Origin of the sequence: Clostridium sp. D53t1_180928_C8, from assembly GCF_015667795.1 — a bacterium.
GTDB lineage: Bacteria > Bacillota > Clostridia > Clostridiales > Clostridiaceae > Clostridium.
Genome location: NZ_JADPEL010000057.1, coordinates 1 through 18,444 on the forward strand (window position 1 = coordinate 1; position 18,444 = coordinate 18,444).

General features: G+C 27.8%; 22 protein-coding genes and 2 tRNA genes. 7 read left to right on the top strand and 17 right to left on the bottom strand.

Translation table 11 applies throughout. The features are described from left to right. Positions 1–191: 191 nt before the first annotated feature. The 5 genes from I4V51_RS18215 to I4V51_RS18235 all read right to left on the bottom strand — a co-directional run bounded on the left by I4V51_RS18215 (position 192) and on the right by I4V51_RS18235 (position 2,324). Positions 192–500, bottom strand: a complete 309-nt coding sequence (locus I4V51_RS18215; RefSeq protein ID WP_099314358.1) for a DUF960 family protein — start codon at positions 498–500, stop codon at positions 192–194. Between the two features lie 82 nt (positions 501–582). Then, positions 583–1,209: a hypothetical protein gene (locus I4V51_RS18220; RefSeq protein ID WP_195989859.1), complete on the bottom strand. Its 627-nt coding sequence runs from the start codon at positions 1,207–1,209 to the stop codon at positions 583–585. Positions 1,210–1,283: 74 nt separating this feature from the next. Next, positions 1,284–1,589, bottom strand: a complete 306-nt coding sequence (locus tag I4V51_RS18225) for a hypothetical protein (protein WP_195989860.1) — start codon at positions 1,587–1,589, stop codon at positions 1,284–1,286. Positions 1,590–1,609: 20 nt separating this feature from the next. Further along, positions 1,610–1,948, bottom strand: coding sequence for a hypothetical protein (locus I4V51_RS18230; RefSeq protein WP_195989861.1), 339 nt, complete (start codon positions 1,946–1,948; stop codon positions 1,610–1,612). Positions 1,949–2,015: 67 nt separating this feature from the next. Next, positions 2,016–2,324: a hypothetical protein gene (locus I4V51_RS18235; protein ID WP_195989862.1), complete on the bottom strand. Its 309-nt coding sequence runs from the start codon at positions 2,322–2,324 to the stop codon at positions 2,016–2,018. 149 nt (positions 2,325–2,473) lie between these two features. On the opposite strand from I4V51_RS18235, the gene I4V51_RS18240 reads away from it, so the two are divergent. After that, the gene (locus I4V51_RS18240; protein WP_195989863.1) at positions 2,474–4,087 is read left to right on the top strand and encodes a restriction endonuclease; all 1,614 of its coding nucleotides are present in this window, start codon (positions 2,474–2,476) and stop codon (positions 4,085–4,087) included. Positions 4,088–4,101: 14 nt separating this feature from the next. Here the strand turns inward: I4V51_RS18240 and I4V51_RS18245 are convergent, their stop codons facing one another. The 9 genes from I4V51_RS18245 to I4V51_RS18285 all read right to left on the bottom strand — a co-directional run bounded on the left by I4V51_RS18245 (position 4,102) and on the right by I4V51_RS18285 (position 11,517). Further along, positions 4,102–5,256: a DNA cytosine methyltransferase gene (locus tag I4V51_RS18245; RefSeq protein WP_195989864.1), complete on the bottom strand. Its 1,155-nt coding sequence runs from the start codon at positions 5,254–5,256 to the stop codon at positions 4,102–4,104. A 170-nt stretch (positions 5,257–5,426) separates the two neighbouring features. Continuing rightward, positions 5,427–6,581, bottom strand: a complete 1,155-nt coding sequence (locus tag I4V51_RS18250; RefSeq protein WP_294174887.1) for a DUF262 domain-containing protein — start codon at positions 6,579–6,581, stop codon at positions 5,427–5,429. A 16-nt stretch (positions 6,582–6,597) separates the two neighbouring features. Then, the gene (locus I4V51_RS18255) at positions 6,598–7,407 is read right to left on the bottom strand and encodes an FRG domain-containing protein (protein WP_195989865.1); all 810 of its coding nucleotides are present in this window, start codon (positions 7,405–7,407) and stop codon (positions 6,598–6,600) included. A gap of 123 nt (positions 7,408–7,530) precedes the next feature. Further along, positions 7,531–8,010 (bottom strand): 23S rRNA (pseudouridine(1915)-N(3))-methyltransferase RlmH, encoded by a 480-nt coding sequence (rlmH, locus tag I4V51_RS18260; RefSeq protein WP_195989866.1) that lies wholly within the window; start codon positions 8,008–8,010, stop codon positions 7,531–7,533. A gap of 57 nt (positions 8,011–8,067) precedes the next feature. Continuing rightward, positions 8,068–8,547, bottom strand: coding sequence for an Hsp20 family protein (locus I4V51_RS18265; RefSeq protein ID WP_195989867.1), 480 nt, complete (start codon positions 8,545–8,547; stop codon positions 8,068–8,070). A 137-nt stretch (positions 8,548–8,684) separates the two neighbouring features. Beyond that, on the bottom strand, positions 8,685–9,182 hold the full coding sequence (locus I4V51_RS18270) for an SEC-C metal-binding domain-containing protein (RefSeq protein WP_195989868.1): 498 nt from the start codon (positions 9,180–9,182) through the stop codon (positions 8,685–8,687). 78 nt (positions 9,183–9,260) lie between these two features. Then, positions 9,261–9,413 (bottom strand): CxxH/CxxC protein, encoded by a 153-nt coding sequence (locus tag I4V51_RS18275; protein ID WP_195989869.1) that lies wholly within the window; start codon positions 9,411–9,413, stop codon positions 9,261–9,263. Positions 9,414–9,448: 35 nt separating this feature from the next. After that, positions 9,449–10,240, bottom strand: a complete 792-nt coding sequence (locus I4V51_RS18280; protein ID WP_195989870.1) for an MBL fold metallo-hydrolase — start codon at positions 10,238–10,240, stop codon at positions 9,449–9,451. A gap of 17 nt (positions 10,241–10,257) precedes the next feature. Further along, positions 10,258–11,517 (bottom strand): UDP-N-acetylglucosamine 1-carboxyvinyltransferase, encoded by a 1,260-nt coding sequence (locus tag I4V51_RS18285; protein ID WP_195989871.1) that lies wholly within the window; start codon positions 11,515–11,517, stop codon positions 10,258–10,260. A 296-nt stretch (positions 11,518–11,813) separates the two neighbouring features. Between I4V51_RS18285 and I4V51_RS18290 the strand changes: the two genes are divergently transcribed. From I4V51_RS18290 to I4V51_RS18305, 4 genes are all read left to right on the top strand, one after another. Next, positions 11,814–12,341, top strand: a complete 528-nt coding sequence (locus tag I4V51_RS18290; RefSeq protein WP_195989872.1) for a hypothetical protein — start codon at positions 11,814–11,816, stop codon at positions 12,339–12,341. 171 nt (positions 12,342–12,512) lie between these two features. Next, positions 12,513–12,965, top strand: coding sequence for a dUTP diphosphatase (locus tag I4V51_RS18295; RefSeq protein WP_195989873.1), 453 nt, complete (start codon positions 12,513–12,515; stop codon positions 12,963–12,965). 108 nt (positions 12,966–13,073) lie between these two features. Further along, a complete protein-coding gene (locus tag I4V51_RS18300; RefSeq protein ID WP_195989874.1) occupies positions 13,074–13,505 on the top strand; it encodes a DMT family transporter in 432 nt (143 codons plus the stop codon). A 70-nt stretch (positions 13,506–13,575) separates the two neighbouring features. Further along, on the top strand, positions 13,576–14,775 hold the full coding sequence (locus I4V51_RS18305) for a S8 family serine peptidase (protein WP_195989875.1): 1,200 nt from the start codon (positions 13,576–13,578) through the stop codon (positions 14,773–14,775). A gap of 28 nt (positions 14,776–14,803) precedes the next feature. Here I4V51_RS18305 and I4V51_RS18310 read toward each other — a convergent pair whose 3' ends face one another. After that, positions 14,804–15,967: a peptidoglycan DD-metalloendopeptidase family protein gene (locus I4V51_RS18310; protein WP_195989876.1), complete on the bottom strand. Its 1,164-nt coding sequence runs from the start codon at positions 15,965–15,967 to the stop codon at positions 14,804–14,806. A gap of 240 nt (positions 15,968–16,207) precedes the next feature. On the opposite strand from I4V51_RS18310, the gene I4V51_RS18315 reads away from it, so the two are divergent. Then, positions 16,208–17,203 carry a DnaD domain protein gene (locus I4V51_RS18315; protein WP_195989877.1) on the top strand — a complete coding sequence of 332 codons (996 nt, stop codon included), beginning with the start codon at positions 16,208–16,210 and terminating at the stop codon, positions 17,201–17,203. After that, positions 17,196–18,176 (top strand): ATP-binding protein, encoded by a 981-nt coding sequence (locus I4V51_RS18320; RefSeq protein WP_195989878.1) that lies wholly within the window; start codon positions 17,196–17,198, stop codon positions 18,174–18,176. Before I4V51_RS18315 ends, I4V51_RS18320 begins: the two co-directional genes overlap by 8 nt. Positions 18,177–18,283: 107 nt before the next feature. On the opposite strand, the gene I4V51_RS18325 is transcribed toward I4V51_RS18320, so the two are convergent. Continuing rightward, positions 18,284–18,358, bottom strand: a tRNA-Thr gene (locus I4V51_RS18325). 9 nt (positions 18,359–18,367) lie between these two features. Further along, a tRNA-Asp gene (locus tag I4V51_RS18330) sits at positions 18,368–18,444 on the bottom strand.

The window sequence follows — 18,444 nt, forward strand, 5'->3', positions numbered from 1 at the left end:
TCTTGTTGTAACTTCTTTAGGTCTATTAACTTCCTATCATTCATTTCAATTATTAACTCTCTAGGATTCCATTGGTTAGATAATCTTCCATCATAGAAGTCGAACCTCATTACTCCAAGAAGTTCTTTGCTATCATACTTGAAATACTTTTCTTTACTTAGCTTATTTATCACTTACTTGAACCTCCTATATTAGTATTCTGATGGAAAAAGCATTGTAGAATATTCTCCACTATCTATTACATACACCTTAATCTCATCATCTATCTGAATATCTTCTAGGTGTATTTCATATGTGCATAAGTATTCAGGAACTTCTTGACTCTGACTTATTACAATCTTCTTCCCTTCTTTTCTTATCCTGAAAACCTGTAAGTAATCTAGTTCAACATTTTCTTCATCCTTTAGCTTATCAATCATGCTCCAAATTATAAGTTGTAATCTTACATCTACTTCCTCATTTACACCTCTAGTTACATATCTATTGTCTTTCTTGAACATCTTTAGTTCTCTCCTTATTATTAGCTTTCATCTTTATCTAAAAAGTAAAAAGGCTATACCTCATTAACTAAGATATAACCTCTTAACAATCTATTTCAGAATATAAATATTTATTATATTCATCTTCATATATGGTTTCTGGAGCAAGTCCTAATAGCTCTTCAATATTCTTTCCTCTAATTAAATCATCTATTACATCTTCTTTACTTGTTTGCTCTATCCAATATTCAACTAATGAATCTTTATCTATTAATGAATCAACATAAATTGCATCATCAAGCATATCATCTAATAATTCTATTGCAATATCTCTTAAATTAGCTGAGCTTTTATAAATTATGCTATAATCATCAATCATTACATAACCTTGTTCATCTAACTCATTACACCAATTAATAACATGACCTATTGATAATTCTTCTAATCCACTACCTTTTAGATTTTTGTACATAGAAATTATCCTGTCATCAACTTCATTTTCTCCAATTTCTTTTGTTATCTTTACTGACATGCTCCAATCATTTAGGAATTCCTCATTTAACTCTTTATTGCTTATGCTGTTTATTAATTTTTCTACACTACTTATTTCTTCTGTTGATATACTCTTGTATTTATCTAATACATTCCTAATTTCTCTTATTATATACTGCTGAATTATTGAAGAAACTTCTTCATTAACTGTGATGAACACATTATCTTTATTAAACATTTATACTCCCTCTTTCTATACTTTTATTTAAATATAAAAAGTCTTAATAACTATCTTTATAGTAATTAAGACTTTTAGATTTTACTTATTTCTTGTTTTAACATTTCAATGAATCCTTCTGAAAATACTTTTCTGCTTATTGATTCTTTTATTAACTCTATTAGTTCTAGCTCTGTTACATCAAGACTTCTTGGAATGTATGTTTCATCATCTCTTCTAGTAGCTTTGTAGACACAGAACCTAACTTCATCTCTCTTTAGTTCTTTGATGTAGATTTTCTCTATTGAGTATGTGTACTCTCCTTCTCCAACTTTTCCTTGGCTTATTATCTTGCAGTATTTAGTTTCCTTGATTATCTTCTCTTCACTCTTCTTACTCATATTTATTCAACCTCCTTATCTTATTCTAGTAGGAGCTTAGAAAGTTCTTCTGTTGTTACTACTACAATTGAAAAATCACTAGAAAGCAAGTATAAGCTTGAAGTATAATTTTCTCTATTCACAACCTCAATTACATCAGTATATTCTGGTACTAAACCTTGTAACTTATCTTGTTTCAGCACTTCGATATCTACGATATTTTCTGCTATAACTACATATCCACCTAAGTCAGATTCTATAGCTCTATTAACTCCATAGTTTTCATTCAGTATATCTATTGTTACTTTTATGCTTTCAATTACTTCTATTGGCATATTATTCACTTCCAGTAATTGATTTTCTTTATAAACTTTTTTCACTCTATATTCTCCCTTCTAAATATAAAAACTCTTACCTGCATATCTAATATACAAGTAAGAGCTTTTACTAAATTAAACTTTTATAAAATTCTATTGTTGGCTTATCATTATTTATTAATAAATTTAACTTTTCATATGTTGAATCATAGAAGTTATTATCTTTAGCATATTTAATTACTTCCTCATAAGATAATTCAAAAATATTATCTGTTATGCTATAGTAAAAATCATCATTCATTACACCAAAGAAATACTTAACTACATCTTCATAGCTCATTCTTGGTATCTCTTCTAAATCACAATTCTCATCCGTATAACAACCATTTCTATCATTCCATTGAAGAAATTCTGTTATTTTAATTCTATTATTGTCCATAATAGTATCTACCTCCTATACCTAATATCAATATTATAATATATATTTATATACTTAATTATAATACATTTGTAAGCTTATCCATAATTTGATTAATTATATATAAATAAGTTATAATTTATAATATCAATTAATAAGAGGTTAATATTATGAGTAAGAATAATTTAAGAAAAATATGGTTTATAACTAGACCAGAAAGAGACCCTGCATTTCATGAGGAAGCTCTAAAAGCATTATCAGAAGCTACTAGTAATTTTACTATTAAATGGTCAAGCAATAGAGAGCTTCATAAAAATTACGAACAAGCCTTAATAAATATTGGCGTTAAAAGAAATTCTATTAGTAAAGATGGTTCTGGTGGGAGAACATGGGCTGCTTTATTAAAAACATTTGCCTATTGCTATACTGCTAATAATGGTCTTTTAATTCCTACAAAAGTAGCTATTGAAATATTGAATGGTAATAACGTATTCGAAAATATAAAGAAACAAATTTTAACTTTACAAATTCCTAATTCATATTTTCTTGAAAGTGGTTTTAGACCTAAATTTGATTCAAACTTTGCAATACTTCCTGTAAGATTTTTAATAAGATTATGTACTAATTCTAAACTAGATTATTATCTAACAAAAGAAGAAATTACTTTTATAGTTATGACAGCTCAACGTGATAACGAATTAGAAACCATAGTAGCTAAAATACAAGCATTTAGAAATATGTCTATTGAAGAAAAAAATAACTATAAAGCTATAATTTCAAATCAATATGACCATAGAGAGCGTTCTGATAATGGTGCTAGAGATTTTTATGATGCTCATTCAGATGTAGCTCATACGTTTATGCTCATAGCTGAATATACAGGCTTAGTTCAATATGATAGAGGTATGAATGCTAAAATATCAATACCATTATATGATATTTCAAGTGTTATTTCTGATTTAAATTATTACGATAAACGTTATCCTTTTAATAATAGATATTTATTCTCATTGGAAAGAATGGCTGAAGTTAATGGATTAGATATTAACTCCTATAAAGCTAGTAGATATGGTGATATAAAGCCAGCTACAAATTCATATAAAAAATTAAAAAAGGCAGAAAAGTTGTTAAATCAATATCCTAACTCCTCAACTTTATCTACTGATAAAATTATAGAAATATTATCTTCATCCTCTTTTTCTATTTCTGAATCAAAAAAGATATCTGAATATATTAAATCTAATACTATTATGGAAAACTTAGATGAAAATTTTGTAAACTCAGTATTAAATGAACCAAACAATTTAGAGTTTGAAAAAAAGATAGGTAGGGTATTAGAACAACTAGGATTTAAAGTTTTAATTCACCCTAAAGTTGATGGTGAAAGAACTGAAATAGATATATTGTTAAAATATAATGATAATCTTTGCGGTATAATAGATGCTAAAAATTATAAGGAAAAATTTACATTATCATCATCACTAGCATCTCACATGATATCTGAATATATACCTAACTATCTAAGTTATGAAGGATATAACTTAAAATTCTTTGGATATATTACATGTAATGATATAGGTGGAGTATCTAATTTGTCCAAAATATCTAATAAATCTTCTAATGGACAAATTGCTGGTATTATGATTAATGCTAAAACATTATTAGCACTTCTAGATTACTGTATCGAAAATAACATTTCAAATGAAAATAGAATAAATCTATTTTTAAAACTAATTAATAATGATTCATATACTTCTTTTGCCCAAATATCAGACAAACTATAATTAAGGGACATTACTTAAGTAATGTCCCTTAATTCATCTATATCCCATTTAGGCTCTACATATGAATACTCTATTCCTGCAAATGTTTTAAGAATAGCCTCAATTATTATTCTTGCTCCAAAAGGTGGTACTGCCATGCCTATTTGTTTTCTTATTTCTTCTTTTTTTCCTTGGAAATTATAGTTATCTGGAAATGTTTGTAGTCTTGCTCTTTCTCTATTTGTTAATGCTCTTGGCTCATCATAATGATACATATGAGTTCCCCCACCACCACTTCCAGTTACAGTATATGCTGGTATATTAGGGTCTAATCTTTTATATATATTACTTAATTTAGCTCCTTTTACATTCAATCTTAATTCCTCAGGTATTCCTTCATACCAAGCATTTTGTCCAGCTGGTATAGCTTCTAATCTTTTAATAGTTGATTGAGGATGCTTTGTCTTTTCATTATTATACTCTGCATCTTTCACATTTCCTTCATTATAACAACTTACTTCAAATGCCCATCTCGAACTTCTATAAGTGTTTTTTTCTTTTGTTATTGGAGCTGGTACTTTATAATGAAGTCCTAAATCTCTTCTTATTCCTACTATAATAACTCTATGTCTTGATTGTGGTACTCCATATTCTTCAAATTTATATAAATGAGGAACTATTTCATACCCTCCGAATTCATCAACTCCAACATTAGATAAATCTTCTATTATTTTTTTAAAAGCCAATCCTTCATTAGCACTTTGTAATCCGCCAACATTTTCTGCTAAAAACCATTTAGGTTTATGTATTTCTAAAATCTTAACCCCATATGTATAAAGTGCTCCATATTTACCATTAAAACCTTTTTGCTCTCCTACAGTACTGAAATCATTGCATGGGAAACCAAATGTGAATGCATCAATAGGAGGTAGTTTTTCTATATCTAATTCTCTAACATCTTTACATATAATGCTCTTTCCCTCTTTAACTTCTTCTTCATTTGTTGTTATAATTGACTCATCTGAATGACAAATATTCTTAGCAAAAGTTTTGCATGCTGAATAATCAATATCATTTGCCCATGAATGCTCTACTGTAAATTTATCATATTCATTATTTATAATTGCATTTTGTGCTCCAAAAGCTAATCCTCCTGGTCCACAAAACAATTCTCCTTTTCTAAATATCATATTGTCACCTCCTAAAAAATTATATCACAATATGGAAAAAATTGCTGCATTTTTATAAAATTTTTTATCTATTATATTATCTCCAACTACATACATTTTTATAAAGAAAAAACTCTTACTTATATATTTAATACAAATAAGAGCTCTATCTTAAATTTAGCTTTTTAAACTTATCCTATATTTAATTTGCTATTTATTTCATTCTTTATATATTCTATCGTATTAGTTAACAACCCTGGTCTAGTTGTTGAACTAGTAACCTCATTGAATCCACTTTCAATAAACCCTTTCTTTATAGCTTCTCTTATTAAAGTTTCATCTATCTCTATATTTAAGTTTAATGTTCTTATATATTTATATACACATACCATTATCATCATTATACTCGTTTGCATTTTATGATTTCTAAATTTAATATTATCTTCGTATATTTCCTTGGAAAAAGGATTTTTTAAACCATTATTATAATATAAACTTTTTAAAAACTCTATTAAAGAATTTAAAAACTCAGAACACTCCTCTATTAATATATTACTATTATACTCATCAAGCTTTTTAGCATTTTGCATAAATAAATCAATATATTTTGTTGATGAGTAAAAATCCTGATTTATTTCCCCCTTAAATAAAGCAAATAACACATATAACTCTCCATTTATAGTTTTATCTTTATATCTTTTAGATGTAATATTAAATATATCATTTGTACATTGATTATCTTTTAGTATATTAACAGTTTTATTAAGCCAATCATTAAAACTACTTTGAAATACTACTGACCTAATTTCCTGCTCTGTTAAAGGATGTGTTCCCTTATTATATCTTGTAAAAATCTCTATCTCTAATTCTGGATTATCTTGTATATGAATGAATTGTAAAGTAAGACTTACTTGATATAATAATTTATTTTGGATTGTTGGATTAAGTTCATTAAACTTCTTATCATTTAGAAAACTATATTTTTCTAGCCCTGTAAGTGAAAACTTATTATTTATAAATCTATGTACCGCCATTAATCTATGTTGTCCATCTATTACGTTACTGATATGAGGCACTATAGTTGTATCTGAAGCTAAATATATTGTTGGTATAGGAATTCCTGCTAATAAGGATTCAATTAATAAACTTTCATCTTTTCTACTAAATTTATATTCCCTCTGATAATAAGGCTTTAAATTTATTCCTCCCTGACCATCATTACCATTATCAATCTCCATACATATAGTCCTTAAATTCAAGTTTGTAATGTTAGACATTACTTCCCATACTTTTAATTTTTTTTCTCCACTCTCTAGCAATTCATCTCTATATTCTTTATTATCCACAAATTACCCTCCTTCTCTAATTACAAGATCTAATTACACTATACTCCAATTTTATATCCTTTGATATAGAATCTAAATCAGGATAAATGCTAGTATTAGTAATTCCCATAGTAAATAACTGTCTTTTTATTATAGATATATTTTCTTTTTTTATTATTATCTTTTCTAAAAAATCATTACATTCTTTAGTCTCTTCTAACGGAGTTTTGGATAATGCTGGAAACAAAGTAAACATTCCTTTTTGTGCACTTATTCTTGAATTATTTAGTGGGCCAGTAACTGCTATTGGATAATCAGCAGGATATGCTTCTCCATATGCATAATATCTATTTATACTATTGTTTAACACTTCCGAACCATTTATATTAGGTATTTCCGATAAACTCTCTATTGGTCTAAACTTCTTATTTAACGCAATTGGATTTAAACACCATACCACCGCACTATCCTCTTCTTTATGATTAAAACTATCATCTAATGCAAAAAATAAAGCTACAAGAGGACTTTCTGACCAATCTAATAATCTAGTAGGTGTATTGTAATGTTGCATTAAAAACATCCATTCCCAATCATTTTGTGGTAATGTTTTTAAATATGGTATAGACTTAGATTTAAATTTACTTAAAAAAATCTCCTCACACTCATAACTATACACATCAGTTAATCCATCATCATATTTTCTATATAAAGATGGTAAAAGCTTAAACTTTACATGAGATGCTTGTCCCCTATATAATGTCTTTCCATTATTCTCCTTATGTATTAATTCTATTATTTCTAAATATTCAGTTAAGCTTGTTATTACATACGGCTCCTTAGTGAACATAAATTCCCCCCCTAAAAATGAATCGATACTTACTATCAAGAATTATAAACTAAATACATAAATATGTTAAGTAATTTAATCATTTAACTCTAATATTAAATCCAATTTCAGTAAAAACCTCACTTACTTATGATATGGTTCATTTTTCATTATTCTAAAAGCTCTATATACTTGTTCCAATAGCATTACTCTAAACAATTGATGTGGAAACGTCATTTTAGAGAAACATACTTTATGGTTAGCCCTTCTTATTACATCTTGAGATAATCCTAAACTTCCCCCTATAACAAAAGTTATGTTAGAGTTACCCATAATCCCTTGCGTCTCAATAAACTTTGAAAACTCCTCAGAAGTCATTTGCTTAGCATTTAAATCCATCGCTACAACAAACATATTATCCTTTATTTTTGATAAAATAAGCTGCCCTTCTTTATCCTTGATTTGTAACTCCTCTTTCTCTGATGCATTATCAGGAGTTTTTTCATCAGGCAGCTCTATAATATCAATTTTACAATATCTTGTTAATCTTTTAGAATATTCATCAATTGCTTGCTTTAAATACTTTTCCTTTAATTTTCCCACAGATATAACTGTTATGTTCATTATTTTTTCCTCCTAAGTTATTTGTTTTTTTATAAACTTAACTTTTAATATTAAATCTTATATTTTAGCTTCATAATTATCAACATCAATTATAGTAGTATCTGTTCCTATATAAGTATTTTTAGGAATTAATACTCTCAAAGTATCATCTTTAAAGACAGCTTTTATATTATAAGCATCTGCATTTTCTACATAGTAATCCTCTTCTATGTCACCACCAGATTGTATTACTGCCATAGCTATATTTTGATTATTAGTATAAAACATATTTCTCTTTACTTTAAGGGTTATATAATTATTTTCATACTCTAAATCAATATTTTCCTTTTTAACTCCAGGTAAATAGCATTCAAGAGTATACGCTCTTTTATGCTCTTTAAAATTAATATTAACCGATGCCATGCTATCTATTTCATTAATTAAATTATTCATAAAATCACTATTTACAACATTATCAACTATCTTATCTATTAATCCAATATTACTAGTAACTGCATTTAAAGTAGTCGAAAATATATATGGAAATATATTAAACATAGAATCCTCCAATTTAACATTTCTAACTACTTATAATTTATTTATAAACCTTATTATTTGCCACTATATTAAATATATTTTTAACTTACTCCACAAAAAAAGAGCCTTGAAATCAAAGCTCTTTTTTTAATCAAAGATTATTTTCCACAACATTTCTTGTACTTTTTACCGCTTCCGCAAGGACAAGCATCGTTTCTTCCAACCTTATTTTCATTTCTTACGCTACAAGATTCTCTATATGACTTTTGAATCTCTTTTCTCTTTTCTACTGAGAATATAGCATCCCATTGTGGTAACATATATAAGTATTCAGCTTTAGCTTCTAACATATTGAAGTATAATTGTTCTAAATTTATGTCTAATACTAATTCGTCAGTAGCGCTTAATGCTTCTAAGTCATAAGGGTTGTTTAAACTATCGTTAATTCCATCAACGAATCCCATTACAAACTCTTCAGAAGTTTCATATTTCTTTGCAAAATCAGCAATGTTAGTTTTTATAGCTTCTTTACTATTAGCTAATAAATCCTTATATATAGCAGTTTCTATTTTAGTGTATTCATTCCAGAAAGCTGCCTCTCCTTTTGTCTTAACGTATTCTACGACCATATCTGTCCATTGTTTATATAAACTCATATCCATTTCTCCTCTTTCTTCTCTTACGGTTATATAAAAATTATACTAAATATTATGTACCTTTTTCAATATATATTATTACATCATTTTTACTTCATATTTAGCTTCTTCATTACAATAACTACACTTCTTATCTGTAACTTCATTTATTACAGGAAATGTTTCTTTTTCATTTATAACTTCATCCATTGCTTCGTCTATATGTTCTTCACAAGCATATATCATTTCCATATTAATCACCTTCTGATTCTTTAAAATTAAATACTCTATAGAGTTATAATTTTACTAGGATTATGCCTATTAGCCATACTTAAAAACACATCTGAACCTATTTCCACATTACTAGCAGTTAATATATCTCTAACTGTTAATTCTGCAAGCTCTGGCGTATTATTAGTATTGCTTAAATGACCTAATATAACATTTTTTCCTAACCCACTTTTTAATATTTTAACGATAGCCTCTCCACAATCCTCATTAGATAAATGCCCATAACTTTCCTTTATTCTTTGCTTTAAGCTATAAGGATAAGGACCCATATCTAACATCTGCGGATTATAATTACTTTCTATTAAAATAACATTTGAGTTTTTTATATTATCTTCAATCTCTTTAGTAAATGTCCCAAAATCAGTTGCAACACTTGCTATTTTATTTCCTATATTAATAGTGTATCCAACTGGCGCAGCGGCATCATGAGGAATTATAAAAGATTTTATATCAATATCCTTTATAGATACTGATGATCTTCTATCCATTACCTTTATATTATGCTCTTTTATCTTTCCAATAGTACTTTCCATTGCAACCCAAGTATCATGAGGTGCATATATAGGAATGTCGTATTTTCTTGATAAAACTCCTACACCTTTAATGTGATCTATATGTTCATGGGTTATAAAAATTCCATCTATTTCACTTGGATTTTGCCCAATGTGTTTTAATGCTTCATCTATTTTCTTACCAGGTAATCCAGCATCTATTAATATTTTAGCCTCTTCAGACCCTATAAAAATACTATTTCCACTACTTCCACTATATAATGAGCAAAATTTCATTTAATCTTCCCCCAAGTTTATCTTACTACTCTTCTTATATCTGCTCCTAATGATCTAAATTTATCTTCAATATGAGGATATCCTCTATCAATATGCTCAATTTCAGATATTTCAGTTTCTCCATTAGCAACTAACCCCGCTATAACCATGGCTGCTCCAGCTCTTAAATCTGTAGCTATTACTTTTGCACCATTTAATGATTTAACACCATCTATTATAGCTGTTCTACCTTCAACTTTAATTTCTGCACCCATTTTCTTTAATTCATCAGTGTGCTTATGTCTATTTTCCCATATGCTTTCAGCTATTAAGCTTCTACCATCTGTTATACTTAATAATGTTGACATAGGTTGTTGTACGTCTGTTGGGAACCCTGGATAAGGTGCTGTTTTTACACTTACCCCTCTTAATGGCTTATCAACAGTTACTCTTACACTATCGTCACCTTCTTCAACAATTGCACCCATTTCAGTAAGTTTTGCTGAAATTGATTCTAAATGCTTTGGAATTACATTTTTTATAGTTATATCTCCTTTTGTAGCTGCAGCAGCTATCATAAATGTTCCTGCCTCTATTTGATCAGGAATAACACTATAATTACATCCAATTAAGTTTTTCACACCTCTAACTCTTATAATATCAGTACCAGCACCTTTTACGTCTGCTCCCATAGTATTTAAGAAGTTAGCAACGTCAACTACATGAGGCTCTTTTGCTACATTCTCTAATATAGTTGTTCCTTCTGCCATTGTAGCTGCAATCATAACATTGATTGTTGCTCCTACAGAAACTACATCAAAGAATATATTAGCAGCGTGTAATTCTTCTGCCTCAACACTTACTGCTCCATGTTCAATTGTTACTTTAGCACCTAACGCTTCAAATCCCTTTATATGTTGGTCTATAGGTCTTACCCCTATAGGACATCCTCCAGGTAATTCAACTCTAGCTTTTTTAAATCTAGATAATAATGCACCAATGAAATAATATGATGCTCTCATTCTTCTTACATCTTCAGTACAAGCATTTACAGTCGTTATATCTGAAGCATCTATTTCTAAAGTATTATTATTTAGTTTACTTACTCTACATCCTAAACTAGTTAGTATTCTTTCTAGGCAATGTACATCTTCTATATCCGGTATATTATCAATAATACATTTACCTTCACCAGCTAAAATAGCCGCCGGCAAAATAGCAACTGCTGCATTTTTTGCTCCGTTGATTTCTACAGCGCCTTGCAAAGCTTTGCCTCCATTAATAATTAATGTTTCCATCCTATTCACCCTTATCCAAATTTATATATATATTAATCTATCCTATAATATAAAAAATTATCCAATTTTTGTTTCATAAGGCAAATTTTCTTTTTTGTCTTAGAATTTTTTGGTCAACACAATTGATTATATCATAAAGTATGTATGAGTTAATAGCGTTTTTTTCTTCCAAAACTCCTTATTTTTAAACTTTACCATAAGATATTGCTGAAATATACAAATTGTCAATCTAAGCTTATATATGATATAATTTAATATAAACGTATTATACAAAATTTAACTTGTGAGGTTATAACATGAAATATTATTTGGTAGCATTATTTGATGATGTATCTTATAAAAATTTAAGCCCAATTCAAAGAAGTTTATCTAAAAAGTATAGAGCAAATAGAAACTCTCCAATTCCTTATATTCCTTTAGAGGTTATAGAGAATCCTAACATAGATAAGCTTAATACTGTTATGGATAAAATTTTAAAACCGTACAAAAACTTTAAAGTAGAACTGTCATCAACTGTAACTCTTTGCGATTCAAATAAAACTCTCAACTTAAAAATCGAAAAAATTGGATATATAAAAAAATTAGATAGATTAATTGCTGATAATCTTAAAATGCATGGTTTTAATGTAAAAAATGATAATAATGATCTTCATTTATCTTTAGCTAACATTAATTACATTAATAAAGATAATAAAAAATTTGATACTGAAATTGAATATAAACCTAGCATTTCAACATTAAAGGTTAATAGAATAGAACTTTGGAAGATATCCAATAATCGAAGAGAAACTTTAATTCAAACATACCCATTAAAAACAATTTAATAATTTTTATATTAAAAAAGAGCTCTATTTTTATAGCTGCTCTTTTTTTTGTTGAAATTTGTAAAAATAAATTTTTAATTTTATTTTTGTGTATTCGTTTACTGCACTTTTCAAGATTTAATTATTTCTGTAAAATATATATATTAATCCTAGTAGACGGGGAGGACACTTATGAATATTTTACCAATTGTGGAATTACAAAAAGAAAAAAAACATGGAATTTTAATTAATCAAAATCTCTCACAATATAAACTTTGGGCTAGAAAGCACCTTGAATTACAAGTTAAGTTAAGCTCACTAGCAGAAGAAACTAAGTGTTATAAATACTGGATAGACGACGGCTTAAATCTAAGCAAAGAAACTGTATTTATTAAATATGCAGATTTTCTTACACATGTAATTAATCTTGGCATTGATAAGCATTATATTGATAATTACGAAGTAGTGCTTAGACCTAATGATTACTGTTTAAGCGATCAATTTTTAAACCTATATATAGACATAAACGATTTAATAATATCACCTTCAATTGATCACTTTTTCACGCTACTTGAAGATGTATTAAGTTTAGGTATCACTCTAGGTTATTCAGAAGAAGAAATTTTCAACTCATTTATATATTAACTATTAAAGGCATTAAGATGAATTACATTAACATCTAATGCTTTTTTTGTTATTCATTTTTAATAAATCACCCTTTATTTAGGAATACTATATAGGAGGTGATAAAAATTGTTTGGTTTTATAATTGCTATAATATCTGGCATTGCTATGAGTGTTCAAGGTGTCTTAAATACTAAACTTAGTGATAAAATAGGCACTTGGGAAACTAATACTATTGTTCAAGGCTCTGCCCTTGTTTTAACATTAATAATATTATTTTTCTTTGGAAATGGTGATTTTAAAGAAATCAAGTCTGCTAATAAAATATATCTATTAGGTGGAGTACTAGGTGTAGTAATAACATTTACTGTTATTGTTAGCATTAAATCCCTAGGTACTACTGTTGGAATTGGAACTATATTAGTAGCTCAACTTCTAGCCGCTGCTTTAATAGATGCTTTTGGTCTATTTGGTTCAGAAAAAATTCCATTTTCTTTTCATGAAATACTTGGAATAGTAATAATGATAGGTGGAATATTACTTTTTAAATGGAAGTTTTAATTTATATTATATTAACAAAAAACTCCTAATTCATATAATATATTAATGTGAATAATTTTAGGAGTTTTTTATGTTTTCTTCAACTAAAAAACTAGATCCTAATCTTAAAAGTCTTTTAGCATCTAGTATTATTAAAGAATATAGAGTTTTAATAAAATATAGAAATTTTCCAGATTCAATTTCAAAAAAAATAAACTCCTATCGGGGTACAGTTATAAGAAGAATTGAATCATGTAATATAATATGTGCTCAAGTAAAATCGAAATCACTAGAGTTATTATTAGAATATCCAGAGGTAAATTATATTTGTTTAGATCAATACCTTTCATTATGTGGTATGAGTATTCCTTCCGCTAATAGAGTTAGGATTTCAAATAAACTACCTATTTATGGTCGTGGTATTGGTATTGGTATAGTTGATTCAGGAGTATATCCTCATGGCGACTTAACTTACCCAATAAATAGAATAAGTACATTCGTTGATTTAGTAAACGAACTCCCTTACCCTTATGATGATAATGGACACGGAACCTGTACATGTGGAATAATTGCTGGTAACGGACTAGCTTCAAATAAAATATATACCGGTGTTGCACCAGAAGCTAACGTTCATTGTTTCAAAGCATTTGACAAATTAGGAAAAGGTTATGTTTCTGATGTTTTATTTTCATTAGAAGATTTAATTAATATTAGTGAAAAGTATAATATTAAAGTTATCTGCTTACCTTTTGAAACACTTTATTATAATAAATTTATTTTTACGCAATTTGATACCTTATTAAAAAAGGCTAGACTTAAATCTATAGTTTGTATACTTCCTAGTGGTAGCAACAAAAATATAGATGGATCTATTACAGGAATCGCTTTAAGTACTAATTGCATAACTGTTTCAGGTATAGATACTACTTCATCCGAAATAAAATCTTATGCATATTCATCCTGCGGTGGAATTAAAAAAGATAAAAAACCCGATTTCTGTGCTGCATGCGTTGATGTAATATCACTAAACTCTAATACTTCTTATATATCATATAAAAATAACAATAAAATGCATGCACCTAAATTAGATACGTCTTATAAGAACTTTACAGGCACTTCCGTATCTGCTGCATATATAGCTGGTTTATGTGCTCTTTTATTTGAACAACATCCTGATTTTACGTTTGATGATATTCTCTCTTTATTAAAAGTAGCTTCAATACCTCTAGATATACCTAAAAATCAGCAAGGAGAAGGTAAGATAGATATAAATAAAGTTTTAAAGCAATAAAAAAAACACCCTCCAAGGTGTTTTTTTATTACTCTATATATTTAATAGGATCTACTGGCTGATCATTAACTCTAAGTTCAAAATGTAAATGTGGACCTGTACTGTTTCCAGTACTTCCAATAGCTCCTATAATATCATTCTTTTTTACTATATCCCCAACTTTAACATATATATCACTTAAATGAGCATAATATGTTTTCATATTACCTTCATGTTCTATAACCACTAAGTTACCATAACCACCATTATTATAACCTGCTTTAATTACCTTTCCATCTAAAGAAGAATTCACACTTTCACCTAAATCTTTAGCTATATCTATTCCTTTATGAATAGACTTTGATCTAACCTCTCCAAAATAAGAGCTTAAATATCCACCTTTGGTTGGTCTAGCTAAAAATGCTACTCCATCATAATATGGATTTTTAGTTCCTATTTTAACTACATTATTAACCACAGGTTGAATTATTTGTTTACTGACCACATTTTCATCACTCTTATTTAAACCATCATATATTATCTCTTTATGAACTAAGCCAACCCCCTTTACTCCCTGAACCGTTTGAGATTCCCCTATATATAAATCACTACATTTCTCTGTTATTGTTTCAGGTTCAATATCTTCAGTTTCTGTCAAATCTATTTTAACTTCTAATCCTGATAAATTTTCATTTATCACTGTAGCATTATATACTTCTTTTGCCATTTCACCGCTATCATTTAAAGTCGATATTCTATCACTTTCTATATCAGAATTAATTGTTCCCATAACCTGTATTTGTGTAATATTATTAACATCAATATCAAGTTCATTTACATAAGAATTACATATTTCCTCTAATATTGAGTACTTATTATCAATTATAGATAATAAACCAATAGTATTATCTGCTAACTTCACTGAATGTCCTTTTAAGTTAATAGTTAGATTATTACTAATATTAGAGTTAAATACATCAATACTTCTAAACTTATCTTCAATATTTTTTCCCATAGTTAAATCTGCCACTCTATCATTACTAGCTACCGTATCTTTTAAAATTACTTCATCATCTTCTAATTTACCTGTGTTTAAATTTGCATAAGCATTATTGTTAGGTGATATAAAAATAAAATTTATAAGTATAACCATAAAAATAATTTTCGAAAATTTCAACCACCTACTTATGCCATTCTGCCCATTCAAATCCATGTTTTTAACTTCCTCCTACTTCTAAATTTTAAGCACATCACTTAATTTACCCCATTTTAGCTATATTATACATATTTATTATTAAATTGTTATGTTGAGGGTTGAGAAAGCCTTTGCTATAATTAATTTAAATGTATAACTTTAAACAACTTTTCCAATAATTAAAGTTGTTTAAGTTAACTAAATTCGATTTGCTAAATAAAGATTTAGAATCTAACTTAAGAAAGGTCGAAAAATAATATGAGCACTTTTATGCTAAAAAATAATTCTTTAAACTTTACTCCCGTAAGCAATATATTTATTGAAAAATATATGCCAAAAGCTCGTGGAGAATTCATTAAAGTTTACTTATTGATGCTTAAATATAGTAATTCTGGAGAAATGGGTGCAAGTTCTTCAATTTTAGCGTCATCTCTAAACCTATTAGAATCTGATATATTAAATGCCTTAAATTATTGGAATGACGAGGGCGTATTAAAACTTATTCCAATAGATAAAATGGGAAACTATAATATAGAGTTTGTAAATTTAATAGAAGATTCAAATATAAAAAATAAAGAAGTAAATCTATTAGAAGCATTAAATAAAACATCTACTAAGGATATGCTTAATGATATTGAAAGATTATTAGGTAGACCTCTATCCCCTAAAGAAATGACGACTTATTTAGGATGGCAAGATGAATTTAATTTTTCTTCAGAACTAATTCTAATTCTACTTGAGTATTGTGTTTCAAAAGGAAAAAGTGATTATAGATATATAGAAAAGGTTGCTATAGGCTGGCATAATATGAATATTACAACTATTGACGATGCACAAAACTATATAAAGAAGACCGAGGATAAATGGGTTAAAATTCGTCATATACTAAATTACTTAGGAATTAAAAATCCTGAATTAATGAAACCACAAGAAGAAATGTTAGAAAAGTGGATTGTTAGTTATGCATTTCCTCTAGAAGTAATAGAAAAGGCTTGTAATATTTGCTTTCAGCGCTTAAATAGACCTGATTTTAAATATATAGATGGTATTTTATCTAGTTGGAATAAAAACAACCTAAAAACTTTAGTAGATATAGAACGAAAAGAAGCTAATTATAAAAGCACTCAATCTAATAGAAACTTTACTTCTAAACAACAAGAAGTTAATCCACTTAAATTTAATAACTTTGAAGCTCGTGAATACGATTATGACTCATTAGAAAAGAAATTGTTAGGATGGGATAAAGATGATTAAAGGCTATCAATCAGAGCTTATGGATATGTATGAAAAAATTCGTACTGAAGAAAATCGTAAGCTAACTCAAAGACGTGAAGAAATAAAAAATAAATATCCTGAAATATTAGATCTAGATACTACAATACAAAAACTTTGTTTAAACTTATCTATGGCTGCTTTAAAAGGAATTAATGATCCTAAAGACTTAGAAGCCATTAAGGATGAAATTACTGATTTAAGGGCAAAGAAATATGAAATGCTTGTATCTCATGGATATAGTCCTGAATATCTAAATTTACATTATAATTGTCCAAAATGTAAAGACACAGGTTTTATTGGTATTGAAAAATGTTCTTGTTTTAAATCAAAATTGGTTACACTGTATTATAAGGATTCTGAATTAGAAGAAGCAGTTAAAAGAAATAATTTTAAAAACTTTAATATAAATTTATATCCAAATCATAAATTAAATGATGAAAGATATACTCCTAGAAAAAATATTGAAGATATCTTAGAATATATAACTGGTGAATATTTACCATCATTTAAGAATAGTAATACTAATCTCTTATTTTATGGTAACTCTGGAACAGGAAAAACGTTTTTATCTTGGTGTATTGCAAAAGAATTATTAGATAAAGGTTTTTTAGTAGTATATAAGACTGCCGATGACCTTTTAAGATCATTAAAGGATATTAAATTTAATAATGATGCTGATTTAGAAAACTTACTTATTAATTGCGATTTATTAATAATAGATGATTTAGGATCAGAACAAATAACAGATTTTTCATCTTCCGAATTATTCACATTAATAAATAAAAAAATATTAAAAAATAAGAAAATGCTTATTTCTACTAACTTAACATTACCACTTATTTCTAAAAGATATAGTGAGAGAATTTCATCAAGAATAATTGGTGATTTTAAGTTATTTAAGTTCTTTGCTGAAGATATAAGAATACAACTTAACTTAAAACGACAAAGATAAAAAAAAGTCGGCGTTAGCCGACTTTTTTTATATATAAAATTTTTCTATTCAGATTGTATTTATATTATTTTTTATAAAACAAAAAAACTCCACAAAAGTGGAGTTTTTGGAGCTTCATGTCGGAGTCGAACCAACAACCTGCTGATTACAAGTCAGCTGCTCTGCCATTGAGCCAATGAAGCAAATTAAAGTGGCGACTCAGAAGGGGCTCGAACCCTCGACCTCCGGCGTGACAGGCCGGCACTCTAACCAACTGAGCTACTGAGCC

Excerpts from the sequence above, each read along its gene's own strand:
- I4V51_RS18305 (WP_195989875.1), top strand. The coding sequence starts at position 13,576 with ATGTTTTCTTCAACTAAAAAACTAGATCCTAATCTTAAAAGTCTTTTA.
- I4V51_RS18255 (WP_195989865.1), bottom strand. The coding sequence starts at position 7,407 with ATGTTCACTAAGGAGCCGTATGTAATAACAAGCTTAACTGAATATTTA.
- I4V51_RS18240 (WP_195989863.1), top strand. The coding sequence starts at position 2,474 with ATGAGTAAGAATAATTTAAGAAAAATATGGTTTATAACTAGACCAGAA.
- I4V51_RS18215 (WP_099314358.1), bottom strand. The coding sequence starts at position 500 with ATGTTCAAGAAAGACAATAGATATGTAACTAGAGGTGTAAATGAGGAA.
- I4V51_RS18280 (WP_195989870.1), bottom strand. The coding sequence starts at position 10,240 with ATGAAATTTTGCTCATTATATAGTGGAAGTAGTGGAAATAGTATTTTT.
- I4V51_RS18290 (WP_195989872.1), top strand. The coding sequence starts at position 11,814 with ATGAAATATTATTTGGTAGCATTATTTGATGATGTATCTTATAAAAAT.
- I4V51_RS18245 (WP_195989864.1), bottom strand. The coding sequence starts at position 5,256 with ATGATATTTAGAAAAGGAGAATTGTTTTGTGGACCAGGAGGATTAGCT.
- I4V51_RS18310 (WP_195989876.1), bottom strand. The coding sequence starts at position 15,967 with ATGGATTTGAATGGGCAGAATGGCATAAGTAGGTGGTTGAAATTTTCG.
- I4V51_RS18270 (WP_195989868.1), bottom strand. The coding sequence starts at position 9,182 with ATGAGTTTATATAAACAATGGACAGATATGGTCGTAGAATACGTTAAG.
- I4V51_RS18265 (WP_195989867.1), bottom strand. The coding sequence starts at position 8,547 with ATGTTTAATATATTTCCATATATATTTTCGACTACTTTAAATGCAGTT.
- I4V51_RS18225 (WP_195989860.1), bottom strand. The coding sequence starts at position 1,589 with ATGAGTAAGAAGAGTGAAGAGAAGATAATCAAGGAAACTAAATACTGC.
- I4V51_RS18295 (WP_195989873.1), top strand. The coding sequence starts at position 12,513 with ATGAATATTTTACCAATTGTGGAATTACAAAAAGAAAAAAAACATGGA.
- I4V51_RS18235 (WP_195989862.1), bottom strand. The coding sequence starts at position 2,324 with ATGGACAATAATAGAATTAAAATAACAGAATTTCTTCAATGGAATGAT.
- rlmH (WP_195989866.1), bottom strand. The coding sequence starts at position 8,010 with ATGAACATAACAGTTATATCTGTGGGAAAATTAAAGGAAAAGTATTTA.
- I4V51_RS18285 (WP_195989871.1), bottom strand. The coding sequence starts at position 11,517 with ATGGAAACATTAATTATTAATGGAGGCAAAGCTTTGCAAGGCGCTGTA.
- I4V51_RS18320 (WP_195989878.1), top strand. The coding sequence starts at position 17,196 with ATGATTAAAGGCTATCAATCAGAGCTTATGGATATGTATGAAAAAATT.
- I4V51_RS18275 (WP_195989869.1), bottom strand. The coding sequence starts at position 9,413 with ATGGAAATGATATATGCTTGTGAAGAACATATAGACGAAGCAATGGAT.
- I4V51_RS18315 (WP_195989877.1), top strand. The coding sequence starts at position 16,208 with ATGAGCACTTTTATGCTAAAAAATAATTCTTTAAACTTTACTCCCGTA.
- I4V51_RS18220 (WP_195989859.1), bottom strand. The coding sequence starts at position 1,209 with ATGTTTAATAAAGATAATGTGTTCATCACAGTTAATGAAGAAGTTTCT.